Origin of the sequence: Mycobacterium sp. 852002-51971_SCH5477799-a, assembly GCF_001667145.1 — a bacterium.
Lineage (GTDB): Bacteria > Actinomycetota > Actinomycetes > Mycobacteriales > Mycobacteriaceae > Mycobacterium.
This window is the reverse complement of the sequence record NZ_LZIF01000113.1, coordinates 76,278-97,255: the sequence shown is the minus strand read 5'-3', so window position 1 is coordinate 97,255 and position 20,978 is coordinate 76,278. Positions and strand designations below refer to the sequence as shown.

Below are 20,978 nucleotides of genomic sequence, written 5' to 3'. Positions count from 1 at the left end.
CGCCTAGCGCCCGGCGGGACGCAGCACCACCTCGTGCATGTGACCGTCGCGCGGGGTGGCCACCGCATTGGCGACCGCGGCCGCGACCGTTTCGGGCTTCAAAAAGTCGGCGGGGTCATAGGTGCCGCCCTCGAACTCGACGAGTTCTCGCTGCATTTCGCTATCGGTCCGTCCCGGATAAACCGTCGTCACTCTCAACTCCGGTTCACCGCTGCGCAACGAATCCGCGAAGGCGCGCAGCGCGAACTTGCTAGACGAGTAGGAGGCCATACTCCGCGAAGCGGTGCGGCCGGAGCCCGAGTTGATGAACACCGCCTGCCCGCGGGCCCGCCGCAGCGCAGGCAGCAGCGCCAGCGTAAGTTCCACCGGTCCAAAGACGTTCACGGCGAAGGTGGCACGCCATTCATCGACATTCGAGTCGGCGACACTGCCGGGTATGGACACCCCCGCGTTGTGCACCAGCACGTCGAGTTCGTCCACAATTTCGCAGGCGGCCTCGATATCGCCGGAGTCGGTGAGGTCCAGCGGAAACGTGGTGGCCCCCAGTCGCTGCGCGACCGCGTCGAGCCGATCCGACGGACGGCCCGCCAGCAGCAGGGTATGAGTGGGTGCCAGCGCCGTGGCGATGGCCGATCCGATACCGCCGCCGGCGCCGGTGATGAGTGCATTGGGCATGCCTCGCAGTTTAGGCGATGCCTCAGGCGCAGTTGAAAAGCATTGGCGCGGAGTTCTTCTCAGGCTTCCTTGCGTGCGGGTGGCACGCCGGCGGGTCCGGACGTCGGGTCACCGGAGGCAAGACGCTCCAGCGGCGCCAACGCCTGCGTCAGGGTATTCAAGTCGGATGTCGGGAGCTGGCTGAGCATCGCGGCCAGCGAAGCGCGCCGATTGGCCAGCGATTCACCGTGGACCGCCCGCCCCCGCGGGGTGATGTCCACGAGCACCGCCCGCAGGTCGGACGGGTCGCGGGACCGCTTGACCAGTCCCACCTTCTCCAGCCGTCGGATCGCCACGGTTGTGGTGGGAGTCCGCACCCGTTCGTGTGCGGCGAGATCGGTCATCCGGATCGGGCCCTGGTCGAGCAGTGTGACCAGGATCGACAACTGCGCGAGGGTCAACTCTCCGGCCGCAGCGCCGCTGGGGTCTCCACGACGGAGAATGGCAAACAATTTGGACAACGCGCGGTGCAAACCTTCGGCGAGTTCGGCTACCTCGGCCGGGGTCGATTCGCTGTCTGCCATAAATCGGGAGTCTATCCCGATATGAGGTGCTTACAAGGGAGCTATCGCCCACCAGGTAGGCGAGATCAAAGCACCTGGGATAAAAAGCGCTGCAGCCGTTCGGTCTCGGCGGCGTCGAATATCTGCTCAGGAGGGCCCGATTCCACGACCTTGCCGTGATCCATAAACACGACGTCGTCGGATGCCGACCGCGCGAAACCCATTTCGTGGGTTACCACAACCATTGTCATGCCGTCCGCGCCAAGGTCGGAAATGAGTTGCAGTATTCCCTTGACCATTTCGGGATCCAACGCCGAGGTGGCCTCATCGAAAAACATCACCTGTGGCGCCATTGCCAGCGCACGGGCGATCGCCACCCGCTGTTGTTGCCCGCCGGACAGCATGCTGGGCCGGGCACCGGCCTTGTGCTTCAGGCCAACTCGGTCCAGCTGTGCCAGCGCCAGGTCGCGGGCCTGGTCGGCCGGCAGCCGCCGCAACTTTCGTGGAGCCATCGAAACGTTTTCGATAACGCTGAGGTGCGGGAAGAGATTGAAATGCTGGAACACCATGCCGATACGCTGGCGCAGCTCGTTGGGATCATCGCGCAGCACCGATCTGCCATCCAACAGAATGTCCCCGCTGTCAGGCTCATACAAGCGGTTCAAGGTACGCAGCAGTGTCGACTTGCCCGAGCCGGACGGCCCGATGATCGCCACGGTGCTGCCCGCGGGCGCCTCGATGTCGACGCCGCGCAGCACCTTGCTCGAGCCCAGGGTTTGGTGAACGTTTTTGGCCGCCAGCGAGACTGACGCACGCTCGTGTATCCCGGAGGTCACGTGATTTCCTGGCCGAAGGTCGTCGCAAGCATGTCGGCGTCGTCCTCTGGTGCGGCGGTGCGGCGGCCGCGACGAAGACGGGTGTCGATGTAGTTCACCAAATGCGTTAGCGGGATGGTCAATAGCAGGTAGAACAGACCGGCGGCCACCAACGGCGACAGGCTCCCGGTCTGCGCGTTGAGGTCTCGTCCGACCTGGAACAGCTCTCGCTGATCGGCAATCAGGCCGAGGAAGTACACCAGCGCGGAGGCCTTCAGCAGTCCGATGGCTTGATTGACCAGGGCGGGCAGCACGCGGCGGATTCCCTGCGGTACCACCACCAGCCGCATCGCGGTGACATAGCTGAAGCCCAGTGCCCGGGACGCTTCCAGTTGCCCGGGATCGACGCTTTGAATTCCGGAGCGCAATATCTCGCCGATGTACGCGGCGGCCATCAATCCCAGCGCGGCAATGCCGAGCGGGTAGGGATTCTTGTTGGTCAGCCCGCCGACCAACGGGCCGACGCCCATCCCGATCAGCAAGATGATCACCACTTCGGGCAGGCCGCGGAAGATGTCGGTGTAAACCCGCGCCGGCCAGCGCAGCCAGCGCCGGTGCGAGATCCCCGCGATCGCCAACACCATGCCTAACGCCAAGCCGATCACGAGGGCGCTGTTGGTCAGAATCAAGGTATTGGGCAATCCGGTGGTGAACAGGATCGGAATGGCCTGTCGGTACATATCCCAGTCGAAGAACGACTCACCCAACTGGGCCAGCGGTGCTTTCGGGGCGGGTGGGCCCGCGGCCGAGCGGTGTTGTTTCGCGATCGCGGCGAAGTCCGGCAGTTTGGGGAAGGGCGCGGCTTTGGAGCCGGGCTTCCACCCGCGCGGCATCGTCCGCGGCACCCATTGGGTGTACAGGCGCGCCCAGGTGCCGTCGGCGATGACGGCGTCCAGCCCGGAATTGAGCGCGTCGATCAGGCTCTTGTTGCTCTGGGCGACCGCATAAGCAACGAAATTGCCTGGGCTGTAAGTATTCGCGGCGACCCCCGCCGGATCACCCGGGCGGATGACGGTCGCCGCGAGGCTTCCCGGCGCCACCCACGCATCGATCTGGCGGGACTTGAGGCCGGCGTACAAGGTGGCGAAGCCCGGATACTTCACGGGTTGCAGATGCAGTACGTCGACGACGTAAGACTCCTCGACGGTGCCTTGCACGACGCCGATGCGTTGGCCGGCCGCGAGGTCGCCGAATTTGTGGATGGCCGAACCGGGCGGCACCACCAGCGAATAGAAGCCGAAATCGTAGCCGTTGGTGAAGGAGACGGTGCGCCGACGGGCATCGGTGGCCTTGACCGCCGCCGAGCCGACGTCGAAGCGCCGGGAGGCCACCTGGGCGAGCAGCGCGGAAAAGTCGGTGCTGACGAAGCGGACCTGCAGGCCCAGCTTGTCGGCGATGGCGCGCAGCAATTGGTTGTCGAAGCCGCTGAATTCGCCGGTGGGATTGATGCAGATGTTGGGCGGGGCGTCCGATAGCGTGCCGACCGTCAGGACGCCCGGCGTGCCGAGGCCCAGGCCGTCGACGTCGACCGCACCGATCGGCTCGACCGATGCCGTTGTGTCGCGGTCGTCCTCGCCGGTGGTCGGGTTCTCGGTCAAGTCTTTAGGCAGCGTCCGGGCGCTGTCCAGGCCGGCCGGCGCGCATTGATTCGAGTCGGCGGCCGCCGGCGCAACCGGTCCGCCCAACGCGACGCCGCATACGAAAAAGACTGTTGCGACCAGGCCGAATGCCCTTCCGCGGCGCTTGGTGTGCCGGTCCACACGCGAACTCATCAGTGTCACCGTAACGACTGATCGGCGACGCGGCCCGCTCAGAGTCGGTTCAAAGTGGCAGCGAGGCTCCGCCGCGGACGGTGTCGGCGTCGGGGATGACCTGCAGCGGGCCGGAGGCGACCCGGCTGAAGTCGTCGGTCGGGGTGAAGACCCGCCGCCGGAACAGTTCGGCCAGCATGGTTTGGGCCATCAGATAGGAGCGGCCGACGCATGCTGCGCGCGCGGCGTCGGGGTCGCGGCGCTGTATCGCCGCAGTCTCGTCCTCGTAGAACGGCAGCATCTCGTCGCGCCCGCTCTGAAAGGTCGTCCAGAACAGGCGGGGGATGAGGTTCTGGGATGCGCGGATGGTGGCATGCAGCCGCGGACCGGCGTACTCGTCGTTGACCGTGCGTCGGTATTCGGCGGCGGTGTCGGTGAACGCGCGTGAATCCTTGGCGCTGCGCAGCGCGCGCAAGAGCCGATCGAGTTGGCCCAGAATTCGCGGAGTTGGGCTGGTCGCCGCGCGGGCGGATGCGATCCCATTGAGCAGCCCGTCGAGCTCGTGGTGCTCGACGACGGTGGCTTCATCGAACCGTTCGACGAAGGCGCCACGGTGATAACGCGTGGACACAATGCCGTCGTGTTCGAGTTGGACCAGCGCCTCTTGAATAGGGACCCGGCTCACTCCCAAGCCCAGCGCAACCTCATTGCGGTCGACGCGGTCCCCAGTGCGCAGCTTCCCGGTCAACAAAAGGTGCAGGATGTGCGAAACAACCAGGTCCTTTTCTTTGACCCCGTATTTCTTCGGCATCTTTTGTTGAGTCTCTTTCACACCGGCTCGGCCATCTAGCGGTGAGAGTTTCTCACGAGTTGGCGCGCGCGTTTAGGTGTTTGGCGAATCAACTCAAATGCCGCGCGGCCGGTTTAGCCGCTATCGCGCCACTTGCATAGCGCATCGGCGGCGGCCAGGTCGTATTCCGGGCCATTCACACCGACGGTCAGCAGCGTCACGCCCAGCGCGGCGAGGCCTTCGGCGTTGGCGATCAACCCGTCGACGCCCTCGCCGCGGCGAACGCCGCTGGTGTTCTCGACTCCGGCCGACCTCTCAATGGTGGATGGGTCGCGCCCTACGGCGGCGCAATGGTCTTCCAGCACGGCCGCCGCGGCCGGGTAGGTCTCGACGGTGGTGAAGCCGTGCCAAATATCGCCGTATTCGGCGACCATACGCAGCGTCTTTCGTGGGCCTTTGCCGCCGATCAGGATTGGGAGGTCGCGGGTGGGAGCCGGATTCAGTTTGGTCAGCCGAGCTTGGATCCGGGGCAGCGCGGTCGCCAGGTCGTCCAGGCGGCTGCCGACGGTCCCGAATTCATAGCCGTACTCGTCGTAGTCCTTTTGTTTCCAACCCGAACCGATGCCCAGGATGAGTCGGCCACCGGAAATGTGGTCGACGGTGCGGGCCATATCGGCCAGCAGCTCCGGATTGCGGTAGGAGTTGCACGTCACCAGCGCACCGATCTGGATGCGCGATGTCTGCTCGGCCCAGGCTCCCAGCATCGTCCAGCATTCGAAATGTGCGCCGTCGGGATCGCCGTAGAGCGGGAAGAAATGATCCCAGTTGAAGGCGATGTCGACGCCGATGTCCTCACAGCGGCGCACGGCGTCGCGGATCTGGCTGTACTGCGGCGCGTGTTGCGGCTGCAGCTGGACACCGATACGCACGGGACGGTCAGAAGTCATCTCCCCACCGTAGGCTCCCTCAACGCGCGGTTGCCGCCTCGATCCGTTGGCGTACGACGCAGTGGGTTCCGCTGTAGACGGTGGGCATGCATTTCATGCAGTGGATGCACAACCCTTCTGCGGCCGTCTCTTCGCGAAATCGCTTGATCAGGTAGGGATCTCGGAGCAACGCGCGTGCCATCGCCACGAACTGGAATCCCTCGGCGAGCGAGTCTTCCATCGAGCCGATTGATGCCGCCCAACGCCCTCGAAGGTCGCCGCCTTGATGAAGCGGTTGTTCAGGGTAAGGCGCCCAGGCGCAACGGGGAGGGCCAACCTCCACCAGCAGGTCACGCGTCACCGACAGCACGCGGTCGTCGATCGAGGCGTCGCGCGGCCGCCCGGTGGATCTGGTGCGGCGTTCGTGGTCGGTCATGATGGCTCAGCGCGCGTCGAGCACTCCCCGCAGGATGTCGATCAGCGCGCGCGGCTGGTCGCTTTGGACAGAGTGGCCCGAATTCTCGACGACATGCGCAGAGCGGAATTGCCTTGCGCGCCGGCCCAGCTCGGCCGTGTCCTCGTCATTGACGAATCCCGATGAGCCGCCGCGCACCAGGGTCACGGGTGCGGATAAAGCGTCGACGTCGTCCCACAGGCTGGCGAAGTCGGGGAAGGTGCGGATGGTGTCGTAGCGCCACGTCCACTGGCCGTTTTCCAGCCTGCGCGAGTTGTGGAACACCCCGCGGCGCAGTGCCTTCACCTCGCGGTGCGGCGCCGCCGCGACCGTCAAGTCGAGCATGGCCTGAAAGCTGGGGAATTCGCGTTCCCCGTGCATCAGCGCCACCGTGCCCTGCTGCTCCTTGGTCATCTCCGAATGCCGTTGCAGCGCCGACGGGGTGACGTCGATCAGCACCAGCTCGTTGACCAGTTCGGGGGCCACCGCTCCCAGCCGGATCGCGGTCAATCCACCCAGTGACATGCCAACGACGAGATCGGCCGACGCGGCGTGTTCGCGCAGGATCGGCAGCAAGGTGTCGGCGTTGCGCTGCGGCGAGTAGTCGCCGTCCTCACGCCAGGCGGAGTGGCCGTGGCCGGGAAGGTCGACCGCCAGCGCGGGCTCGCCAAGCCCGACGATGATGGTGTCCCAGGTGTGCGCGTTCTGCCCGCCGCCGTGGAAGAAGACGATCCGCGGGGCGGTGCTGCCCCACCGCAGCGCGCTGATCTTGTTTTCGCCCATGCCGGACTCGACGCGCTGGGCGTCGGGGAGTGGCCCGGAGACGCCGGCCTGCTCGGCGTTTTCGGAGAGTAGCGAGAATTCGGACAGCTCGGCCAGTTCGTCTTCGGAAATCTCGGTCACGATCTTTGACCCTAGACCTGGCTACAGAGGGTAACGGCGGCGAATGCCATGGAAGCGTTCCCACATCGCGGCGGCGCGCTCTGATGTGCTCACCATGGCAGTTTCCGCGGGCAGGGCGGCGAGCAGGTCGTCGTGCTTGACTACCCGCGCGTTCAGCACGGCGGGTTCACCCTCGAGCATGTGCCGGTAGGTCAGGTTGCCGCGCTCGAAACCCTGGGTGTCCAGCCAGTTGTGCACGCCCGGATCCCGGTGAGCCATAACCAGCCGGATGCGGCCGTCGTGGTCGACTTTGGTGCGGCTCGGTGTGTAACTCACCGGGCGGTACAGGTAGTCCATGCTGTTGAAGAAGACACCCATGTTGGTGAACATCCACAGCCCGGCATGGGCTTCGAACTCGACGATCAGTGCCTCGTCGGGTGTGAGCTCCCAATACATGTTGGCGGCGGCGCGGCCGCGCTTGTTGTCGGCGTCAGTAGTGCCGACGCGCGGAAACGTGTTCGGGTGCGCGGCGTCGACGCCGCCGTAGGCGAAGGGGAATTCGGGCCAATCGGACATCAGGCCCGTGACGAAATCACCGGCCCAGCGCATCGCGTCGACCATGTCGGCGGGGGAGGGCAACGGCTTGGGGGAGGCCATGTCGATGCGTTCGATGTGCATCTGCGCCGGCGATTCGTCCCAGCGATCAAACCCCTGGCGAATGAACAGCTTTCGTGACTCCGGCGTGGTCGGCAGCCAGTTCGGCCCCCGCTCGGGCCCGCCGATGTACAGCTCGAATTGTCCGTCGTCACCGATATCCAGTTGGTGGCCCAGCAGGTTGGCTTGCGGTGTGTCACCGAACGGTTCGTGCAGGACGCCCGGGCCGGGCGTGCGTCGTCCCTGCACGGTGACGTTGAAGAAGCGCGCGGTGCCGCGGGTGCCGGTGAGCCGATAGGCCGAGTGTCCGTCGATCCAGGCTTGCTGGTAGGTGAAGTCGGCGCAGTCCCCGCCGAGCTTGCGCGTCGGGCCGCAGAAGGTGTGCAGCACCGGGTAGCCGGTGTCGCGTGTCTCGAGCGCCAAATCGAAGGCCTGCCCGAGGTTCTGGGTGAGAAACCGGTAGGCGTCAACGCGCTGCACTCCGGCGGGCGGGTTGACGTCTTTGAAGACTTGTTCGCCTGCGCGTTGCAGCCGGGCACAGAATTCGGTCCACGCCGAGTGCAGTGCCGCGTCGTCGTCGCCGTCGCCGAAAGCCATTGTCAGGCACCCAATCTGTTCAGCATCGCGCCGACGATCTCACAGGCGCGTCGCGCGGATTGCAGGCGGCCCTCCGCGTTGATGCGGGGCCCGATCAGTTCCAGGTCGAATCCGTGCGCGTAACCGCCGCCCAGGGCTTGGGCGATGAACGTCTCGAGCGGGATCGCGCCGTCGCCGGGCACCGCACGACCCGGAAGTGCACGGTCACCCAGCACGTAATCGCTGAGCTGAATGAGCTCGGTTCGTGGCAGAGCCCGCTGCACCATCGCTTCGAAATCGCCCTCCGCCCAGCAGTGGAACAACTCGATGCAGATGCCGAGCCCGCTCATCTCGGCCAGCGCGACGGTGTCGCGCAGGGTGTGGGCGAGATGAATGTCGGCGTACAGGCTGGAGGCGTTCTCGATCGCGAGCGCCACGCCGGCCTGCTTCGCGTGCTCGACGCAGGGGGCAATCATGGCGCTGAAGCGGTCGGCGGCCTGGGGCCAGGTCAGTGCGCCCCGACCGCCGGTCAGCATGTAGACCACGCGCGCACCCACCTCGGCCGCGGCATCGATCACTGGCAACAGCGCGTCCCGTGCCGCGTGCGCGCCGACGCCCAGCCGTCCACGACCGAAGATGTGGCACACCGCCTCGACGGTGTAGTTGTTGCGCTGCAATAGCTTTGGGAATCGCGGGTCGAGCAGTTCGGTGTCCAAGACGCTTAATCGCGACACACCGAGGTCCGCCCAATGCTGTTCCAGCTCAGCCAACGAAGCGCCGAAGAAGGTTACGTCGTGGACCGACAGACGTTTGTGAGGTGTCGTCACGTCAGGCACGGGTTTCGATTTCGACGCCGAATCGTTCACGGAACGGCCGGAATTCGGCGTGCAGCGCATCGAGGTCTTCACCGATATCGACGAGCAACTGGGTGGAGTAGCGGAACTTGCCATACCGGTCGCCGCGATTGTTGGCCAAATAGTCGCGCATGGCGGATTCGGCTTCGGGCGTGACCTCGCGGCCGGCGAACGCATAATAACGCTGCACCGTGCCCACCTGGTCGGCGACGAAATCGGCGTAGCGGATGTGCAGAATGCGCGGATCGTCCACCATGGGATTGCTCATCGTGTTGGCGACTCCGGCGCGTGTCAGCTCCAGGTGCAGCTTGGCAAGGGCGTGAAGGTCGACGGAACCGACCATACCTTCGGCGATGTCGGCCATCATCCTCGTGCGTGAGGCGGCGACCTGAACCGGATCGCGGTGCAGCCACACCAGCGTGGCGTCGGGATAGGCGTTGAACATCTCTTTGAGCCGGAAGCCGTGAAAACCCTTCAGCACCCAGTATTTTCGTGATCGCTGGTATTGCAGCTGCTGCAGCATGGCCTTGTGCAGCCGATATTGCGCGGCCGGGTCGGTCGCCAGACCGCCGACCAGTGACTGCATCGGCACCCGCCACCAGGCCGTCGGGGTCATCACCCGGAAGTCGAACGCCCAGGTGCGTTCGTCTTCGGGAAGGCCGTCGCCGAGCATGTCGTTGTAGGGATGGCTGTGCAGCCACTTGGGCATTTTGGCGTTGATCTCGCGCCAGTCGGCGTCCGCACGCGTCCGGCGGTGGTCATCGGGTGCGGCCAGCCCCGGTGGCGGGGAGGGGTACATCACCTCCCAGAACCGCAGCGCCCGGGCGTGCGGGTCGACCGACATCAGGGCGTGCATAAGCGTTGTCCCCGAACGCGGTTCGCCGGTGACGAACATCGGGGACTCGATCACTTCGGCGCCGATCGGGTAGCGGTTGCGGTCCTCGATGAACTCCAGGCGCGACGTCAGCAGCCAACGACACACCTGCGCGGCCTCGAAGCGACCATCGGCGCCCATGCCCAGATCATTCAGGTGGTCGACGGCGACGGCGAAGCGTTCGGGCAGAGTGGGATCGCCGTAGTCGCGCAGCCCGGTTTCCGCCTCGGCGGCGGCGAGCATCTCCGCGGCGTCCAAACGTGTTGTCACGGCAGGTCCCCGCAGAGTCGTACCAGTTCGTCCTCGGCGGCGCGGACATTCGCTGCCGAAGCCTGTGCGTATTCCAAGCCGGCCATCGCGCCATAGTCGAGGATCTTGGGTACGCGCAGGCCAGCGTCGACGTACGTCTTGACGATCTTGGCGACCTCGTTCGGTGTGCCATGGGGCACGACGGCGAGGACCATATCGGGGTGCACGTTGTCGAGAAACTCCACGATTCGCTCCCGGGTGAGGACGGCCGGGTCGATGTCCTGAAATCCGCGCCAGTTTTCACCCATCGGATGTTCAAAACCGAAGCCGCTCAACGTCTTTGCGGAAACCTGCAGAAGGAAGGCCTTGACCAGGGGCGCCTGCAGGATCTCGGCGAGGGCGGCGTCGTCCGCACCGATCAGGCAGACCTGGATGAAGCAGGGGGTGATCGCCATCGGGTCGCGGCCGGCGCGTTCGGCGGATGACCGCACGGCAGAGAGCATCTGGGCGTAGTGCTCCGGTGTCCAGGCGCCCGCCGGCCACCACCCGTCGGCGTACCGGCCCGCGATGTCGAGCATCCGTGGACCGCTGGCGCCGATCCAGATCGGCGGTAGCCGGCCCTCGTAGGGTTCGGTGTCCAAACGGGCGTGGTGCAGTGCATAGAACTGGCCGGCGAAGTCGACCGGGCCGTCGCTACGCCACAGCAACTGGATCACCGCCAGCGCTTCCTCGAAACGGCTGACCGAGCGCGCGAAGTCGAAGCCGTAGGGCACCGTGTTTTCGCTCTCGCCGCTGCCCAGCCCGAGGATGAAACGCCCCTTGGCGAGGTGATCGATGGTCAGGGCCGTCTGCGCGAGCATCGCGGGGTGGCGGCGCACGGTGTCGACCACGGCGCTGACCAGAGGAACCCGCTCGGTCAGCACGGCCGCCGCGGCCGCCACCGTCAGTCCGTCCAGGTGGCGGTGCGGCGACGGGGAGGCGGTGGCCAGGTCGGTGAATTCGGATGTCCAGATCGAGTCCGGCCAGAAGCTGACCATGTGATCGGGCAGCCAGATCGAGTGGTAGCGACCGCTGTCGAGCCCGGCGAGCCCGGACAGGTCGAGGGGGAGCGTGGTGCGCAGAAACGCTGCGGGCTGAACGGTCATCGAGACTGATGCTAAGCACCTGCACAGCATCGTGTCGATGATTTCGCCGCCCGCAACCGAACTGGCCCGCCACCTTCGAGGTGACGGGCCAGTTCGGTCGAGCAGACGATGACTAGTCTGCGCCGATGATGAACTCTTCGAGCTGGGCGCGCGCGATGTCGTCCGGCAGCTGCTGCGGCGGGCTCTTCATCAGGTAGGCCGACGCCGGGATCACCGGGCCGCCGATGCCGCGGTCCTTGGCGATCTTGGCGGCGCGCACCGCGTCGATGATGACGCCCGCGGAGTTCGGCGAGTCCCAGACCTCGAGCTTGTACTCCAGGTTCAGCGGCACGTCACCAAAGGCGCGGCCCTCGAGCCGCACATAGGCCCACTTGCGGTCGTCGAGCCAGCCGACATGGTCGGACGGGCCGATGTGCACGTCCTTGGTTTTGAACTCGCGCTGCAGGTTAGACGTGACGGCCTGCGTCTTGGAGATCTTCTTGGACTCGAGGCGCTCGCGCTCGAGCATGTTGAGGAAGTCCATGTTGCCGCCGACGTTGAGCTGCATGGTGCGGTCCAGCTGGACGCCGCGGTCTTCGAACAGCTTGGCCATCACGCGGTGGGTGATGGTCGCGCCGACCTGGCTCTTAATGTCGTCACCGACGATCGGCACCCCGGCGTCGGCGAACTTCTTGGCCCACACGGGGTCGGAGGCGATGAACACCGGCAACGCGTTGACGAATGCCACGCCCGCGTCGATTGCGCACTGCGCGTAGAACTTGTCGGCCTCTTCGGAGCCCACCGGCAGGTACGAGACCAGCACGTCGACGTTGGCCTCGCGCAGCGCCTGGACCACGTCGACGGGCTCGACGTCGGACACCTCGATGGTGTCGGCGTAGTACTTGCCGATGCCGTCCAGCGTCGGGCCGCGCTGCACCGTCACGTTGGTGGGCGGCACGTCGGCGATCTTGATGGTGTTGTTCTCCGACGCGAAGATCGCCTCGGACAGGTCGAAGCCCACCTTCTTGGCGTCCACGTCGAACGCGGCGACGAACTTCACGTCGCGAACGTGGTATTGGCCGAACTTCACGTGCATCAAACCGGGCACGGTGCTGTTCGCGTCGGCGTCGTAGTAGTACTGCACGCCCTGAACCAGCGAAGACGCGCAGTTACCGACGCCGACAATGGCGACTCGTACCTCCGTCGACGCCTGCGGCGCGTTCTGCTCACTCATATGGGCGTTCTCCTAACCTCTAACCACTGACTGGGATGCTGGATTCGTGCAGGGGTTTACGTTTGCTCGGAGAGGCCGGGCATAGCCCGCTCCGCAGCGATGAGCTCGTTGAGCCACTTGACTTCGCGCTCACTGGACTCGAGCCCCAGTTGATGAAGCTGACGGGTGTAGCGATCGAACGAGCTACTGGCCCGCGCAACTGCTTCGCGCAGACCTTCCCGCCTTTCCTCGACCTGACGGCGGCGGCCTTCCAGAATGCGCATCCGCGCCTCTGCCGGAGTCCGGTTGAAGAAAGCCAGGTGTACCCCGAAGCCGTCGTCGGTGTAGTTGTGGGGACCGGTGTCGGACACCAGTTCCCCGAAGCGCCGGCGGCCCTCGTCGGTCAGCTGGTAGACACGGCGGGCCCGCCGAACCGGCGTCCCGGCCGGGGCGGCGTTCTCGGCAATCAACCCCTCGCCCTGCATGCGCCGCAGGGCCGGGTAGAGCGATCCGTACGAAAACGCCCGGAACGCGCCGAGTAGGCCGGTCAGCCGTTTGCGCAACTCGTAGCCGTGCATGGGCGACTCGATGAGGAGACCCAGGATGGCAAGCTCCAGCAATCGAATCACCTCCCTGAAGGATTTGCGTGGCTGGTTACGACGGTTCGACGCCTCGCGCAATCGTATCGTCTCGATATATTAGCCACAACACCACCAAACGTTGGTTCGGAGTTCGTCACAGGAACTTTTGGCCGAACTTGTCGGATCGCCCCAGCCGCCGACTCGCGCGACCTTCGGGTGCGAGTCGAGGGCGGGCAGTGAGCCGTTTCACCACGGGGATGATCGTAGAAGTCCGGTCCCGGTTTGGCGCAGAAACCACCGTTGATTCGCCGGGAAGGACCGCGACGGTTCGGTTGCGTATCCCTGCTCGGGATGGCGACGTACTCTGGTGGGCGTGCGACTGCAGCGACAGGTGGTGGACTACGCGCTCCGGCGGCGCTCACTGCTGGCCGAGGTGTACTCCGGCCGCACCGGTGTCTCCGAGGTTTGTGACGCGAACCCGTATCTGCTGCGCGCCGCCAAGTTTCACGGCAAACCGAGTCAGGTCATGTGCCCGATCTGCCGCAAGGAGCAGTTGACGCTGGTGTCATGGGTGTTCGGGGAACACCTTGGTGCGGTGTCGGGCTCAGCGCGCACGGCCGAAGAATTGGTGATGCTGGCAACCCGCTTCGAGGAGTTCGCCGTCCACGTGGTGGAGGTGTGCCGGACCTGCAGCTGGAACCATCTCGTCAAGTCGTATGTGCTCGGTGCGGCGCGCACCGCACCTCCGCCCAGGGGAACCGGACGCACGCGGACGGCGCGCAACAACGCCCGCACGGCCATTGAATAACGATGGACGCCACAGTCAGTCGTCCGGTGACCAGCGTGGGCCAGCGACTGAGCGTGTAGGCAATCAGAGTTCTGATGAGCGTCCGGGGCCAGACCGCCCGGACGCCGATCGGCGGAACCCCGAACACCGGGAGGCGCCGCCGACGATCAATCGGCGCCGTCAGGGGCCGCCCGATGACCGGATGACGACGATCCTGCCGCCGGTCAGAGACGAGCGGGCGCCCCGGCGCTCCGATCCCATCGAGGAAGTCAAGGCCGCGCTGGCCGGGCCCCCTTCGACGCCCTTGCGGCGCGACGCGCTCGACGAGGTCAAGGCCGCACTGGATGGCCGGGGGCCGGCGTCCGGCCGGCAGGAGCGGGCCAGCCTCGGCGGTGGTCCTCCCGGCGGGCCGCCCCCTCCGCCGCGGCGCCCCGGAGGTCCGGGAGGACCCGGCGGTCCCGGTGGCCGGCCCGCGCCACCGTGGCGCGACTGGGCCTGGACCGAGCAGATCAACTGGCTGTGGGTCCGGCGAGCGGCCTACATCAGCGCGGCGGTGCTGGTGCTGCTGCCGATCGTCACGTTCGCGATGGCGTACTTCATCGTCGACATTCCCAAGCCGGGCGACCTTCGCACCAACCAGGTTTCGACAATCCTGGCCAGCGACGGCTCGGAGATCGCCAAGATCATCCCGCCGGAAGGCAATCGGGTCGACGTCAACATCAACCAAGTTCCCGTGCACGTGCGCCAGGCGGTGATCGCCGCCGAAGACCGCAATTTCTACTCGAACCCCGGGTTCGATTTCAGCGGTTTCGTGCGCGCGGTGAACAACAACCTCTTCGGCAGCGGCGACCTGCAGGGTGGTTCGACGATCACGCAGCAGTACGTGAAGAACGCGCTGGTGGGTTCGGCCCAGCATGGGGTCAGCGGCCTGATGCGCAAGGCCAAGGAACTGGTGATCGCCACCAAGATGTCGGGGGAGTGGTCGAAAGACGATGTGCTGCAGGCCTATCTGAACATCATCTACTTCGGACGGGGCGCCTACGGGATTTCGGCCGCCACCAAGGCCTACTTCAACAAACCCGTCGAGCAGCTCACGGTCTCTGAGGGTGCGCTGCTGGCCGCGCTCATCCGGCGCCCGTCCACGCTCGACCCGGCGGTCGATCCGCAGGGCGCCCGGGCCCGTTGGGCGTGGGTGCTCGACGGCATGGTGGAGACGAAGGCGCTGTCATCGAGTGACCGTTCCGCGCAGCAGTTCCCGCCCACCGTGCCGCCTGATCAGGCGCGCGCGCAGAACCAGACGACCGGGCCCAACGGGCTGATCGAGCGTCAGGTGACCAGAGAGTTGATGGAGCTGTTCAACATCGACGAGCGCACCCTGAACACCCAGGGACTGCAGGTCACCACCACGATCGATCCGAAGGCCCAGCAAGCGGCGGAGAAGGCGGTGTCGAAATACCTCGACGGCCAAGACCCCGACATGCGTTCGGCCGCGGTCTCGGTCGATCCGCACGACGGCGCAATACGCGCATACTTCGGCGGCACCGACGCCAACGGGTTTGACTTCGCCCAGGCCGGGCTGCAGACCGGGTCGTCGTTCAAGGTGTTCGCGCTGGTGGCCGCCCTGGAACAAGGCATTGGGCTGGGTTATCAGGTCGACAGCTCGCCGCTGACGGTCGATGGCATCAAGATCACCAACGTCGAGGGCGAGAGCTGCGGGACCTGTAACCTCGCCCAGGCGCTCAAGATGTCGCTGAACACCTCCTACTACCGGCTGATGCTCAAGCTCAAGGGGGGCCCGCAGGCCGTCGCCGACGCCGCGCACCAAGCCGGGGTGGCGACCAGCTTCCCCGGTGTGGACCACACGCTTTCCGAGGACGGCAAGGGCGGCCCGCCGAACAACGGAATCGTGCTCGGCCAGTATCAAACCCGGGTGCTCGACATGGCCTCCGCTTACGCCACGCTGGCGGCCTCCGGCGTCTATCACCAACCGCACTTCGTGCAGAAGGTGGTCAACTCCGACGGCCAGGTCCTCTTCGACGCCGCCAACTCCGACAACAAGAGCGAGCAACGCGTCCCCAAGGCCGTCGCCGACAACACCACCGCGGCCATGGTGCCGATCGCCGCCTACTCGCGCGGCCACGCGCTGGCCGGCGGTAGGCCGTCGGCCGCCAAGACCGGCACCACCCAGCTCGGGGACACCACTTCGAACAAGGACGCCTGGATGGTGGGTTACACACCGTCGCTATCGACGGCGGTGTGGGTGGGCACGGCCAAAGGTGATAGCCCGCTGGTAACCGCTTCGGGCGGACCGGTTTACGGGTCGGGGCTGCCGTCGGATATCTGGAAGTCCACGATGGACGGGGCGCTCAAGGGCACGTCCAACGAATCCTTCCCCAAGCCGACGGAGATCGGCGGTTACGCGGGTGTGCCCGTGGCGCCCCCGCCACCCCCTCCGCCGTCGGAGACTGTCATCCAGCCCACGATCGAAGTCGCGCCGGGCATCACCATTCCGGTCGGTCCGCCCACGACGATCACCGCGGCGCCACCGGCGCCCGGCGGCCCGCCGGGTGGCCCGGAGCCGGGCGGCCCGTTCGGTGGCGTCCCGGGTGGTGGCCCCCCATTTGGTGGCCCCCCGGGCGGTGGCGTCCCGCCGGGTGGGCCCCAAGCGCCGCCACCGCCACCGTGACCGACGCCGCGGAGCACGGCGCGACCGCTTCACCGCAGCCGCTGGCCGCGGATCTGCGCAGCGCCGACAACCGAGATTGCCCGAGCCGCAACGACTTTCTGGGCGCCGCGCTCGCCGATGTCGTCGGGGGGCCGGTGGGGCGGCACGCCCTGATCGGACGCTCTCGGCTGATGACCCCGCTGCGGGTGATGTTCTTGATCGGCCTGGTCTTCCTGGCGCTGGGCTGGTCGACGAAGGCGGCCTGTCTGCAAAGCACCGGCACCGGGACCGGCGATCAGCGGGTGGCCAACTGGGACAACCAACGCGCTTACTACGAGTTGTGCTACTCCGACACCGTGCCGCTCTACAGCGCAGAGTTGTTGAGCCAAGGCAAGTTTCCCTACAAGTCGAGCTGGGTCGAGACCGATTCGACCGGCGCCCAGCAGATCCGTTACGACGGCCAGCCCGCGGTGCGCTACATGGAGTATCCGGTGCTGACGGGGATCTACCAGTACGTGTCGATGGCGCTGGCCAAGACCTACACCGCGCTGAGCAAGCTCGCCCCCCTTCCGGTGGTCGCCGAGGTGGTGATGTTCTTTGATATCGCGGCATTCGGGCTGGCGCTGGCCTGGCTTGCCACCGTCTGGGCGAGTGCGGGCCTGTCCGGACAGCGGATCTGGGACGCCGCCCTGGTGGCCGGCTCGCCGATATTGATCTTTCAGATATTCACCAACTTCGACGCGCTGGCAACGGCTTTCGCGATGGCCGGCCTGTTGGCCTGGGCGCGACGAAAACCGGTGCTGGCCGGCGTGCTGATCGGCTTGGGTGCCGCGGCGAAGCTGTATCCGTTGCTGTTCTTGGGCCCGATGCTGCTGCTGGGAATCCGGACGGGTCAGTTCCGCGCGTGGGCCCGGACAACGGTGGCTGCCGGGATGACCTGGCTGTCGGTGAACCTGCCCGTGCTGGTGTTTTTTCCGCGCGGCTGGTCGGAGTTCTTCCGGCTCAACACGCGTCGCGGCGACGACATGGACTCGGTGTACAACGTCATCAAGTCGTTCACGGGTTGGCGGGGATTCGATTCCAAGCTCGGGTTCTGGCAGCCTCCGACGGTGCTCAACATCGTTGTCGCGGTGTTGTTCGTGGCGTGTTGTGCCGCAATCGCTTTCATCGTGTTGACCGCGCCCCAACGCCCGCGGGTGGCGCAGCTGGTGTTCTTGGTGGTCGCCGCTTTCCTGCTGACCAACAAGGTGTGGAGCCCGCAGTTCTCGCTGTGGCTGGTGCCGCTGGCGGTGCTGGCCCTGCCGCACCGGCGGGTACTGCTGGCATGGATGAGCATCGACGCGCTGGTGTGGGTGCCACGGATGTATTACCTGTACGGCAACCCCAACCGCTCTCTGCCCGAACAGTTCTTCACCACCACGGTGCTGCTGCGCGACCTCGCGGTTATCATCCTGTGCGCGTTGGTGATTCGCCAGATATACCGCCCCGGCGAGGATTTGGTGCGATGGGGCGCACGGGTGGACGATCCGGCGGGCGGACCTTTCGACCGCGCAGCTGACGCCCCGCCCGGCTGGTTGCCGGACTGGCTGCGACCGGCTGGGTCGCGCCGCTCGAGCGCCCCGGCATCCGAGGACGCCGACGAGCAACCCACAGTGGCAAGCGGCGCCAGGCCATGACTCAGGTTGCCATTCCGATCTTTCCCCGATTCACCGCACTCGACGCCGTCGGTCCGTACGAGGTGCTGCAACGCATTCCGTCGATCGACGTCGTGTTCGTCGGTCACCACCGCGGTGAGGTCCGGACCGAGAACGGAATGCTCGGCGTCAGCTGTGACGCCACCTTCGACGAGGTGGGCGCCCCCGACGTGGTGGTGTTCCCCGGCGGCATCGGCACCAGGCAGCTGATCCACGACGAGGCCATCCGGGTGTGGCTGCACGCGGTACACCCCACCACAACGTTCACCACCTCCGTGTGCACCGGTGCCCTGCTGCTGGCTGCGGCCGGATTGCTTGACGGGCTCACTGCCACGACCCACTGGCGGGCCGCCGACCTCCTCAATGACCTGGGCGCCCGCTACGTGCCGCAGCGAGTCGTCGAACACCTGCCGGAGCGAATCATCACCGCCGCCGGGGTGTCCAGCGGCATCGACATGGCTCTGCGTCTGGTGGAACTGCTCGTCGACCGCGAGGCCGCACAGGCGGCGCAGCTGCTCATCGAATACGACCCGCAGCCGCCATTCGACTCGGGCGCCCTCGCCAAGGCCGGTCCCGCGACGGTGGCGAGGGCCGACGAATACCTGAGTGCCCGGCAATAGCGAGGTTGCGCCTTCGGCCGGATTTCTCTGCTCAGCCCGCTATCCGGTAGCCTGATGCGGTTGCCGACGCAGGCGACCCTCCTGCCACGGAACGACCGTGGCCGCTTGAGACCAGAGGAGGTGGTGAGGTTTCCATGCGTCCCTACGAAATCATGGTCATTCTTGACCCCACGCTCGACGAGCGCACCGTTGCCCCGTCCTTGGAGACGTTCCTCAACGTCGTCCGCAAGGATGGTGGATCCGTCGACAAGGTCGACATCTGGGGCCGGCGCCGTCTGGCCTACGAGATCGCCAAGCACGCCGAAGGCATCTACGTCGTCGTCGACCTGAAAGCCGAGCCGGCGACGGTATCCGAGCTCGACCGTCAGCTGAGCCTCAACGAGTCGGTACTGCGCACCAAGGTGATGCGGACCGACAAGCACTAACAGCCTTGGCTGCGTCGCGTGCTTCTCGTCGACGCACCTGCCTAGGCTGTGGAGAGCTCAGCGAAAGTACGCTCATGACACCCACCACCCGAACGGCGAGGAACAGGGCGGAACGAGGAGGAAACTGTGGCTGGTGACACCACTATCACCGTTGTCGGAAACCTGACCGCCGACCCCGAGCTGCGGTTCACCCCGTCGGGGGCCGCGGTCGCAAACTTCACCGTGGCGTCGACACCGCGAATCTATGACCGCCAGAGCGGGGAATGGAAAGACGGTGAGGCGCTGTTCCTGCGGTGCAACATCTGGCGAGAAGCCGCCGAGAATGTCGCGGAAAGCCTGACGCGTGGTGCCCGGGTGATCGTCACGGGCCGGCTCAAGCAGCGCTCTTTTGAGACCCGTGAAGGTGAGAAGCGCACCGTCTTCGAGGTCGAGGTCGACGAGATCGGCCCCTCGCTGCGGTATGCCACGGCCAAGGTCAACAAGGCCAGCCGCAGCGGCGGCGGTGGTGGTGGCGGCGGTTTCGGTGGCGGTGGCGGTGGATCCCGCCAGCAGTCGGCGCCGGCGAGCAGCGGGCCCGCGGACGACCCATGGGGCAGTGCGCCCGCGTCGGGCTCGTTCGGCGGCGGGGACGACGAACCGCCTTTCTGATTTGAAAAAACTTCAGCAATAGAGAACGGAAAGAAAGACAGACATGGCCAAGTCCAACAAGCGGCGGCCGGCTCCGGAAAAGCCGGTCAAGGTACGCAAATGTGTCTTCTGCGCCAAGAAGGATCAAACGATCGACTACAAGGACACCACGCTGCTGCGTACCTACATCAGCGAGCGCGGCAAGATCCGTGCGCGTCGCGTGACCGGCAATTGCGTGCAGCACCAGCGTGACATCGCCATCGCGGTGAAGAACGCCCGCGAGGTGGCGCTGCTGCCCTTTACCTCCTCGGCGCGATAGTCGCCGCAGGCCTACCGAAAGTACGAAACGATGAAGCTGATTCTGACGGCTGACGTCGACCACCTTGGTACCGTCGGCGACACTGTCGAGGTCAAGGACGGTTACGGTCGCAACTTCCTGCTCCCTCGCGGTTTGGCGATCGTGGCCTCCCGCGGCGCGCAGAGGCAGGCCGACGATATTCGCCGGGCCCGCGAAACCAAGGCGGTGCGCGACCTCGGGCATGCCAACGAACTCAAGACGGCGATCGAGGCGCTCGGACCGGTCTCGCTGCCGGTCAAGACCGCGGCCGATTCCGGGAAGCTGTTCGGCTCGGTGACCGCCAGCGATGTCGTCGCCGCGATCAAGAAGGCCGGCGGCCCCAACTTGGACAAGCGGATCGTGCGGTTGCCCAAGTCGCACATCAAGGCCGTCGGGACGCACCCGGTGGCCGTGCACCTGCACCCGGAGGTCGACGTCGAGGTCGCGCTCGAGGTCGTTGCGCAGAGCTAAGCGCCCAATATTTGCTCGTTCCCGGCGGTGGCCTCGATCGGCTGCCGCCGGGCTTCGTTGCGCTGCGGGCACGCGGGCGCACTCCGCCGCTGCGGATCGCGGGTGTACCCCCTGGCGAACAATTTCTGTGGTGTATTACCCGGGGGCGCTTTACCGGCCCGTAACGCTGGGAAAACACGGCGTAAAGCCAACACGCCCGGCGCAGTAACCTGGCCCGACACGCCGTAGAGATTCTTGTCCACACGGATTCCATGGCGTTGTATGGCCGGTATCTGCAGCGATGTCCTAGCCCTTTGCATTAATCCACAGGTTCTCCACACCCCGCTCAACAC

At 66.0% G+C, this 20,978-nt stretch carries 21 protein-coding genes and 1 pseudogene; 8 read left to right on the top strand and 14 right to left on the bottom strand.

What is annotated here, in order from left to right; genetic code table 11:
* Positions 1–3 precede the first annotated feature (3 nt).
* The 14 genes and pseudogenes from A5753_RS18435 to A5753_RS18370 all read right to left on the bottom strand — a co-directional run bounded on the left by A5753_RS18435 (position 4) and on the right by A5753_RS18370 (position 13,059).
* Positions 4–675: an SDR family oxidoreductase gene (locus A5753_RS18435; RefSeq protein WP_067131245.1), complete on the bottom strand. Its 672-nt coding sequence runs from the start codon at positions 673–675 to the stop codon at positions 4–6.
* Between the two features lie 59 nt (positions 676–734).
* On the bottom strand, positions 735–1,238 hold the full coding sequence (locus A5753_RS18430) for a MarR family winged helix-turn-helix transcriptional regulator (RefSeq protein ID WP_067131242.1): 504 nt from the start codon (positions 1,236–1,238) through the stop codon (positions 735–737).
* Positions 1,239–1,303: 65 nt separating this feature from the next.
* Entirely contained in the window at positions 1,304–2,041 is a 738-nt protein-coding gene (locus A5753_RS18425) for an amino acid ABC transporter ATP-binding protein (RefSeq protein WP_369829338.1), read from the bottom strand.
* Between the two features lie 8 nt (positions 2,042–2,049).
* A complete protein-coding gene (locus A5753_RS18420) occupies positions 2,050–3,864 on the bottom strand; it encodes an ABC transporter substrate-binding protein/permease (protein WP_067131235.1) in 1,815 nt (604 codons plus the stop codon).
* A 49-nt stretch (positions 3,865–3,913) separates the two neighbouring features.
* Positions 3,914–4,654 carry a GntR family transcriptional regulator gene (locus A5753_RS18415; protein ID WP_067131393.1) on the bottom strand — a complete coding sequence of 247 codons (741 nt, stop codon included), beginning with the start codon at positions 4,652–4,654 and terminating at the stop codon, positions 3,914–3,916.
* Between the two features lie 113 nt (positions 4,655–4,767).
* Positions 4,768–5,580 carry an LLM class F420-dependent oxidoreductase gene (locus A5753_RS18410; RefSeq protein ID WP_067131232.1) on the bottom strand — a complete coding sequence of 271 codons (813 nt, stop codon included), beginning with the start codon at positions 5,578–5,580 and terminating at the stop codon, positions 4,768–4,770.
* A 19-nt stretch (positions 5,581–5,599) separates the two neighbouring features.
* A pseudogene (locus A5753_RS24025) lies at positions 5,600–5,834 on the bottom strand (NADH:flavin oxidoreductase); the annotation flags it as partial.
* Positions 5,835–6,001: 167 nt separating this feature from the next.
* Positions 6,002–6,916, bottom strand: a complete 915-nt coding sequence (locus A5753_RS18400; protein ID WP_067131226.1) for an alpha/beta fold hydrolase — start codon at positions 6,914–6,916, stop codon at positions 6,002–6,004.
* A gap of 21 nt (positions 6,917–6,937) precedes the next feature.
* Complete coding sequence (locus A5753_RS18395; RefSeq protein WP_067131222.1) at positions 6,938–8,146, bottom strand: DUF1214 domain-containing protein; 1,209 nt, start codon at positions 8,144–8,146, stop codon at positions 6,938–6,940.
* A 2-nt stretch (positions 8,147–8,148) separates the two neighbouring features.
* A complete protein-coding gene (locus A5753_RS18390; RefSeq protein WP_082971376.1) occupies positions 8,149–8,952 on the bottom strand; it encodes a sugar phosphate isomerase/epimerase in 804 nt (267 codons plus the stop codon).
* Between the two features lies 1 nt (position 8,953).
* Complete coding sequence (locus tag A5753_RS18385; protein WP_067131216.1) at positions 8,954–10,123, bottom strand: sulfotransferase; 1,170 nt, start codon at positions 10,121–10,123, stop codon at positions 8,954–8,956.
* A complete protein-coding gene (locus tag A5753_RS18380; RefSeq protein WP_067131213.1) occupies positions 10,120–11,247 on the bottom strand; it encodes an LLM class flavin-dependent oxidoreductase in 1,128 nt (375 codons plus the stop codon). The genes A5753_RS18385 and A5753_RS18380 overlap by 4 nt, the downstream gene beginning before the upstream one ends.
* A gap of 112 nt (positions 11,248–11,359) precedes the next feature.
* Positions 11,360–12,460, bottom strand: a complete 1,101-nt coding sequence (locus tag A5753_RS18375; RefSeq protein WP_067131210.1) for an inositol-3-phosphate synthase — start codon at positions 12,458–12,460, stop codon at positions 11,360–11,362.
* A 56-nt stretch (positions 12,461–12,516) separates the two neighbouring features.
* On the bottom strand, positions 12,517–13,059 hold the full coding sequence (locus tag A5753_RS18370) for a PadR family transcriptional regulator (RefSeq protein WP_067131390.1): 543 nt from the start codon (positions 13,057–13,059) through the stop codon (positions 12,517–12,519).
* Positions 13,060–13,393: 334 nt separating this feature from the next.
* On the opposite strand from A5753_RS18370, the gene A5753_RS18365 reads away from it, so the two are divergent.
* From A5753_RS18365 to rplI, 8 genes are all read left to right on the top strand, one after another.
* A complete protein-coding gene (locus tag A5753_RS18365; RefSeq protein ID WP_065029591.1) occupies positions 13,394–13,828 on the top strand; it encodes a DUF5318 family protein in 435 nt (144 codons plus the stop codon).
* Positions 13,829–14,009: 181 nt separating this feature from the next.
* Entirely contained in the window at positions 14,010–16,493 is a 2,484-nt protein-coding gene (locus A5753_RS18360) for a transglycosylase domain-containing protein (protein WP_156656158.1), read from the top strand.
* Positions 16,490–18,148 carry a glycosyltransferase family 87 protein gene (locus A5753_RS18355; protein ID WP_067131205.1) on the top strand — a complete coding sequence of 553 codons (1,659 nt, stop codon included), beginning with the start codon at positions 16,490–16,492 and terminating at the stop codon, positions 18,146–18,148. The genes A5753_RS18360 and A5753_RS18355 overlap by 4 nt, the downstream gene beginning before the upstream one ends.
* Positions 18,145–18,786, top strand: coding sequence for a DJ-1/PfpI family protein (locus A5753_RS18350; RefSeq protein WP_067131202.1), 642 nt, complete (start codon positions 18,145–18,147; stop codon positions 18,784–18,786). Before A5753_RS18355 ends, A5753_RS18350 begins: the two co-directional genes overlap by 4 nt.
* A gap of 134 nt (positions 18,787–18,920) precedes the next feature.
* Entirely contained in the window at positions 18,921–19,211 is a 291-nt protein-coding gene (rpsF, locus tag A5753_RS18345; protein WP_007771721.1) for a 30S ribosomal protein S6, read from the top strand.
* Between the two features lie 126 nt (positions 19,212–19,337).
* Positions 19,338–19,859: a single-stranded DNA-binding protein gene (locus tag A5753_RS18340; protein WP_067131199.1), complete on the top strand. Its 522-nt coding sequence runs from the start codon at positions 19,338–19,340 to the stop codon at positions 19,857–19,859.
* A 43-nt stretch (positions 19,860–19,902) separates the two neighbouring features.
* Positions 19,903–20,157 (top strand): 30S ribosomal protein S18, encoded by a 255-nt coding sequence (rpsR, locus tag A5753_RS18335; RefSeq protein ID WP_067131196.1) that lies wholly within the window; start codon positions 19,903–19,905, stop codon positions 20,155–20,157.
* A 30-nt stretch (positions 20,158–20,187) separates the two neighbouring features.
* Positions 20,188–20,646: a 50S ribosomal protein L9 gene (gene rplI / locus A5753_RS18330; RefSeq protein WP_067131193.1), complete on the top strand. Its 459-nt coding sequence runs from the start codon at positions 20,188–20,190 to the stop codon at positions 20,644–20,646.
* The last annotated feature ends 332 nt before the right edge of the window (positions 20,647–20,978 follow it).

Coding starts and splice junctions, on each gene's coding strand:
- A5753_RS18360 (WP_156656158.1), top strand. CDS start 14,010: ATGACGACGATCCTGCCGCCGGTCAGAGACGAGCGGGCGCCCCGGCGC.
- A5753_RS18375 (WP_067131210.1), bottom strand. CDS start 12,460: ATGAGTGAGCAGAACGCGCCGCAGGCGTCGACGGAGGTACGAGTCGCC.
- rplI (WP_067131193.1), top strand. CDS start 20,188: ATGAAGCTGATTCTGACGGCTGACGTCGACCACCTTGGTACCGTCGGC.
- A5753_RS18430 (WP_067131242.1), bottom strand. CDS start 1,238: ATGGCAGACAGCGAATCGACCCCGGCCGAGGTAGCCGAACTCGCCGAA.
- rpsR (WP_067131196.1), top strand. CDS start 19,903: ATGGCCAAGTCCAACAAGCGGCGGCCGGCTCCGGAAAAGCCGGTCAAG.
- rpsF (WP_007771721.1), top strand. CDS start 18,921: ATGCGTCCCTACGAAATCATGGTCATTCTTGACCCCACGCTCGACGAG.
- A5753_RS18415 (WP_067131393.1), bottom strand. CDS start 4,654: ATGCCGAAGAAATACGGGGTCAAAGAAAAGGACCTGGTTGTTTCGCAC.
- A5753_RS18410 (WP_067131232.1), bottom strand. CDS start 5,580: ATGACTTCTGACCGTCCCGTGCGTATCGGTGTCCAGCTGCAGCCGCAA.
- A5753_RS18350 (WP_067131202.1), top strand. CDS start 18,145: ATGACTCAGGTTGCCATTCCGATCTTTCCCCGATTCACCGCACTCGAC.
- A5753_RS18420 (WP_067131235.1), bottom strand. CDS start 3,864: ATGAGTTCGCGTGTGGACCGGCACACCAAGCGCCGCGGAAGGGCATTC.
- A5753_RS18435 (WP_067131245.1), bottom strand. CDS start 675: ATGCCCAATGCACTCATCACCGGCGCCGGCGGCGGTATCGGATCGGCC.
- A5753_RS18380 (WP_067131213.1), bottom strand. CDS start 11,247: ATGACCGTTCAGCCCGCAGCGTTTCTGCGCACCACGCTCCCCCTCGAC.
- A5753_RS18395 (WP_067131222.1), bottom strand. CDS start 8,146: ATGGCTTTCGGCGACGGCGACGACGACGCGGCACTGCACTCGGCGTGG.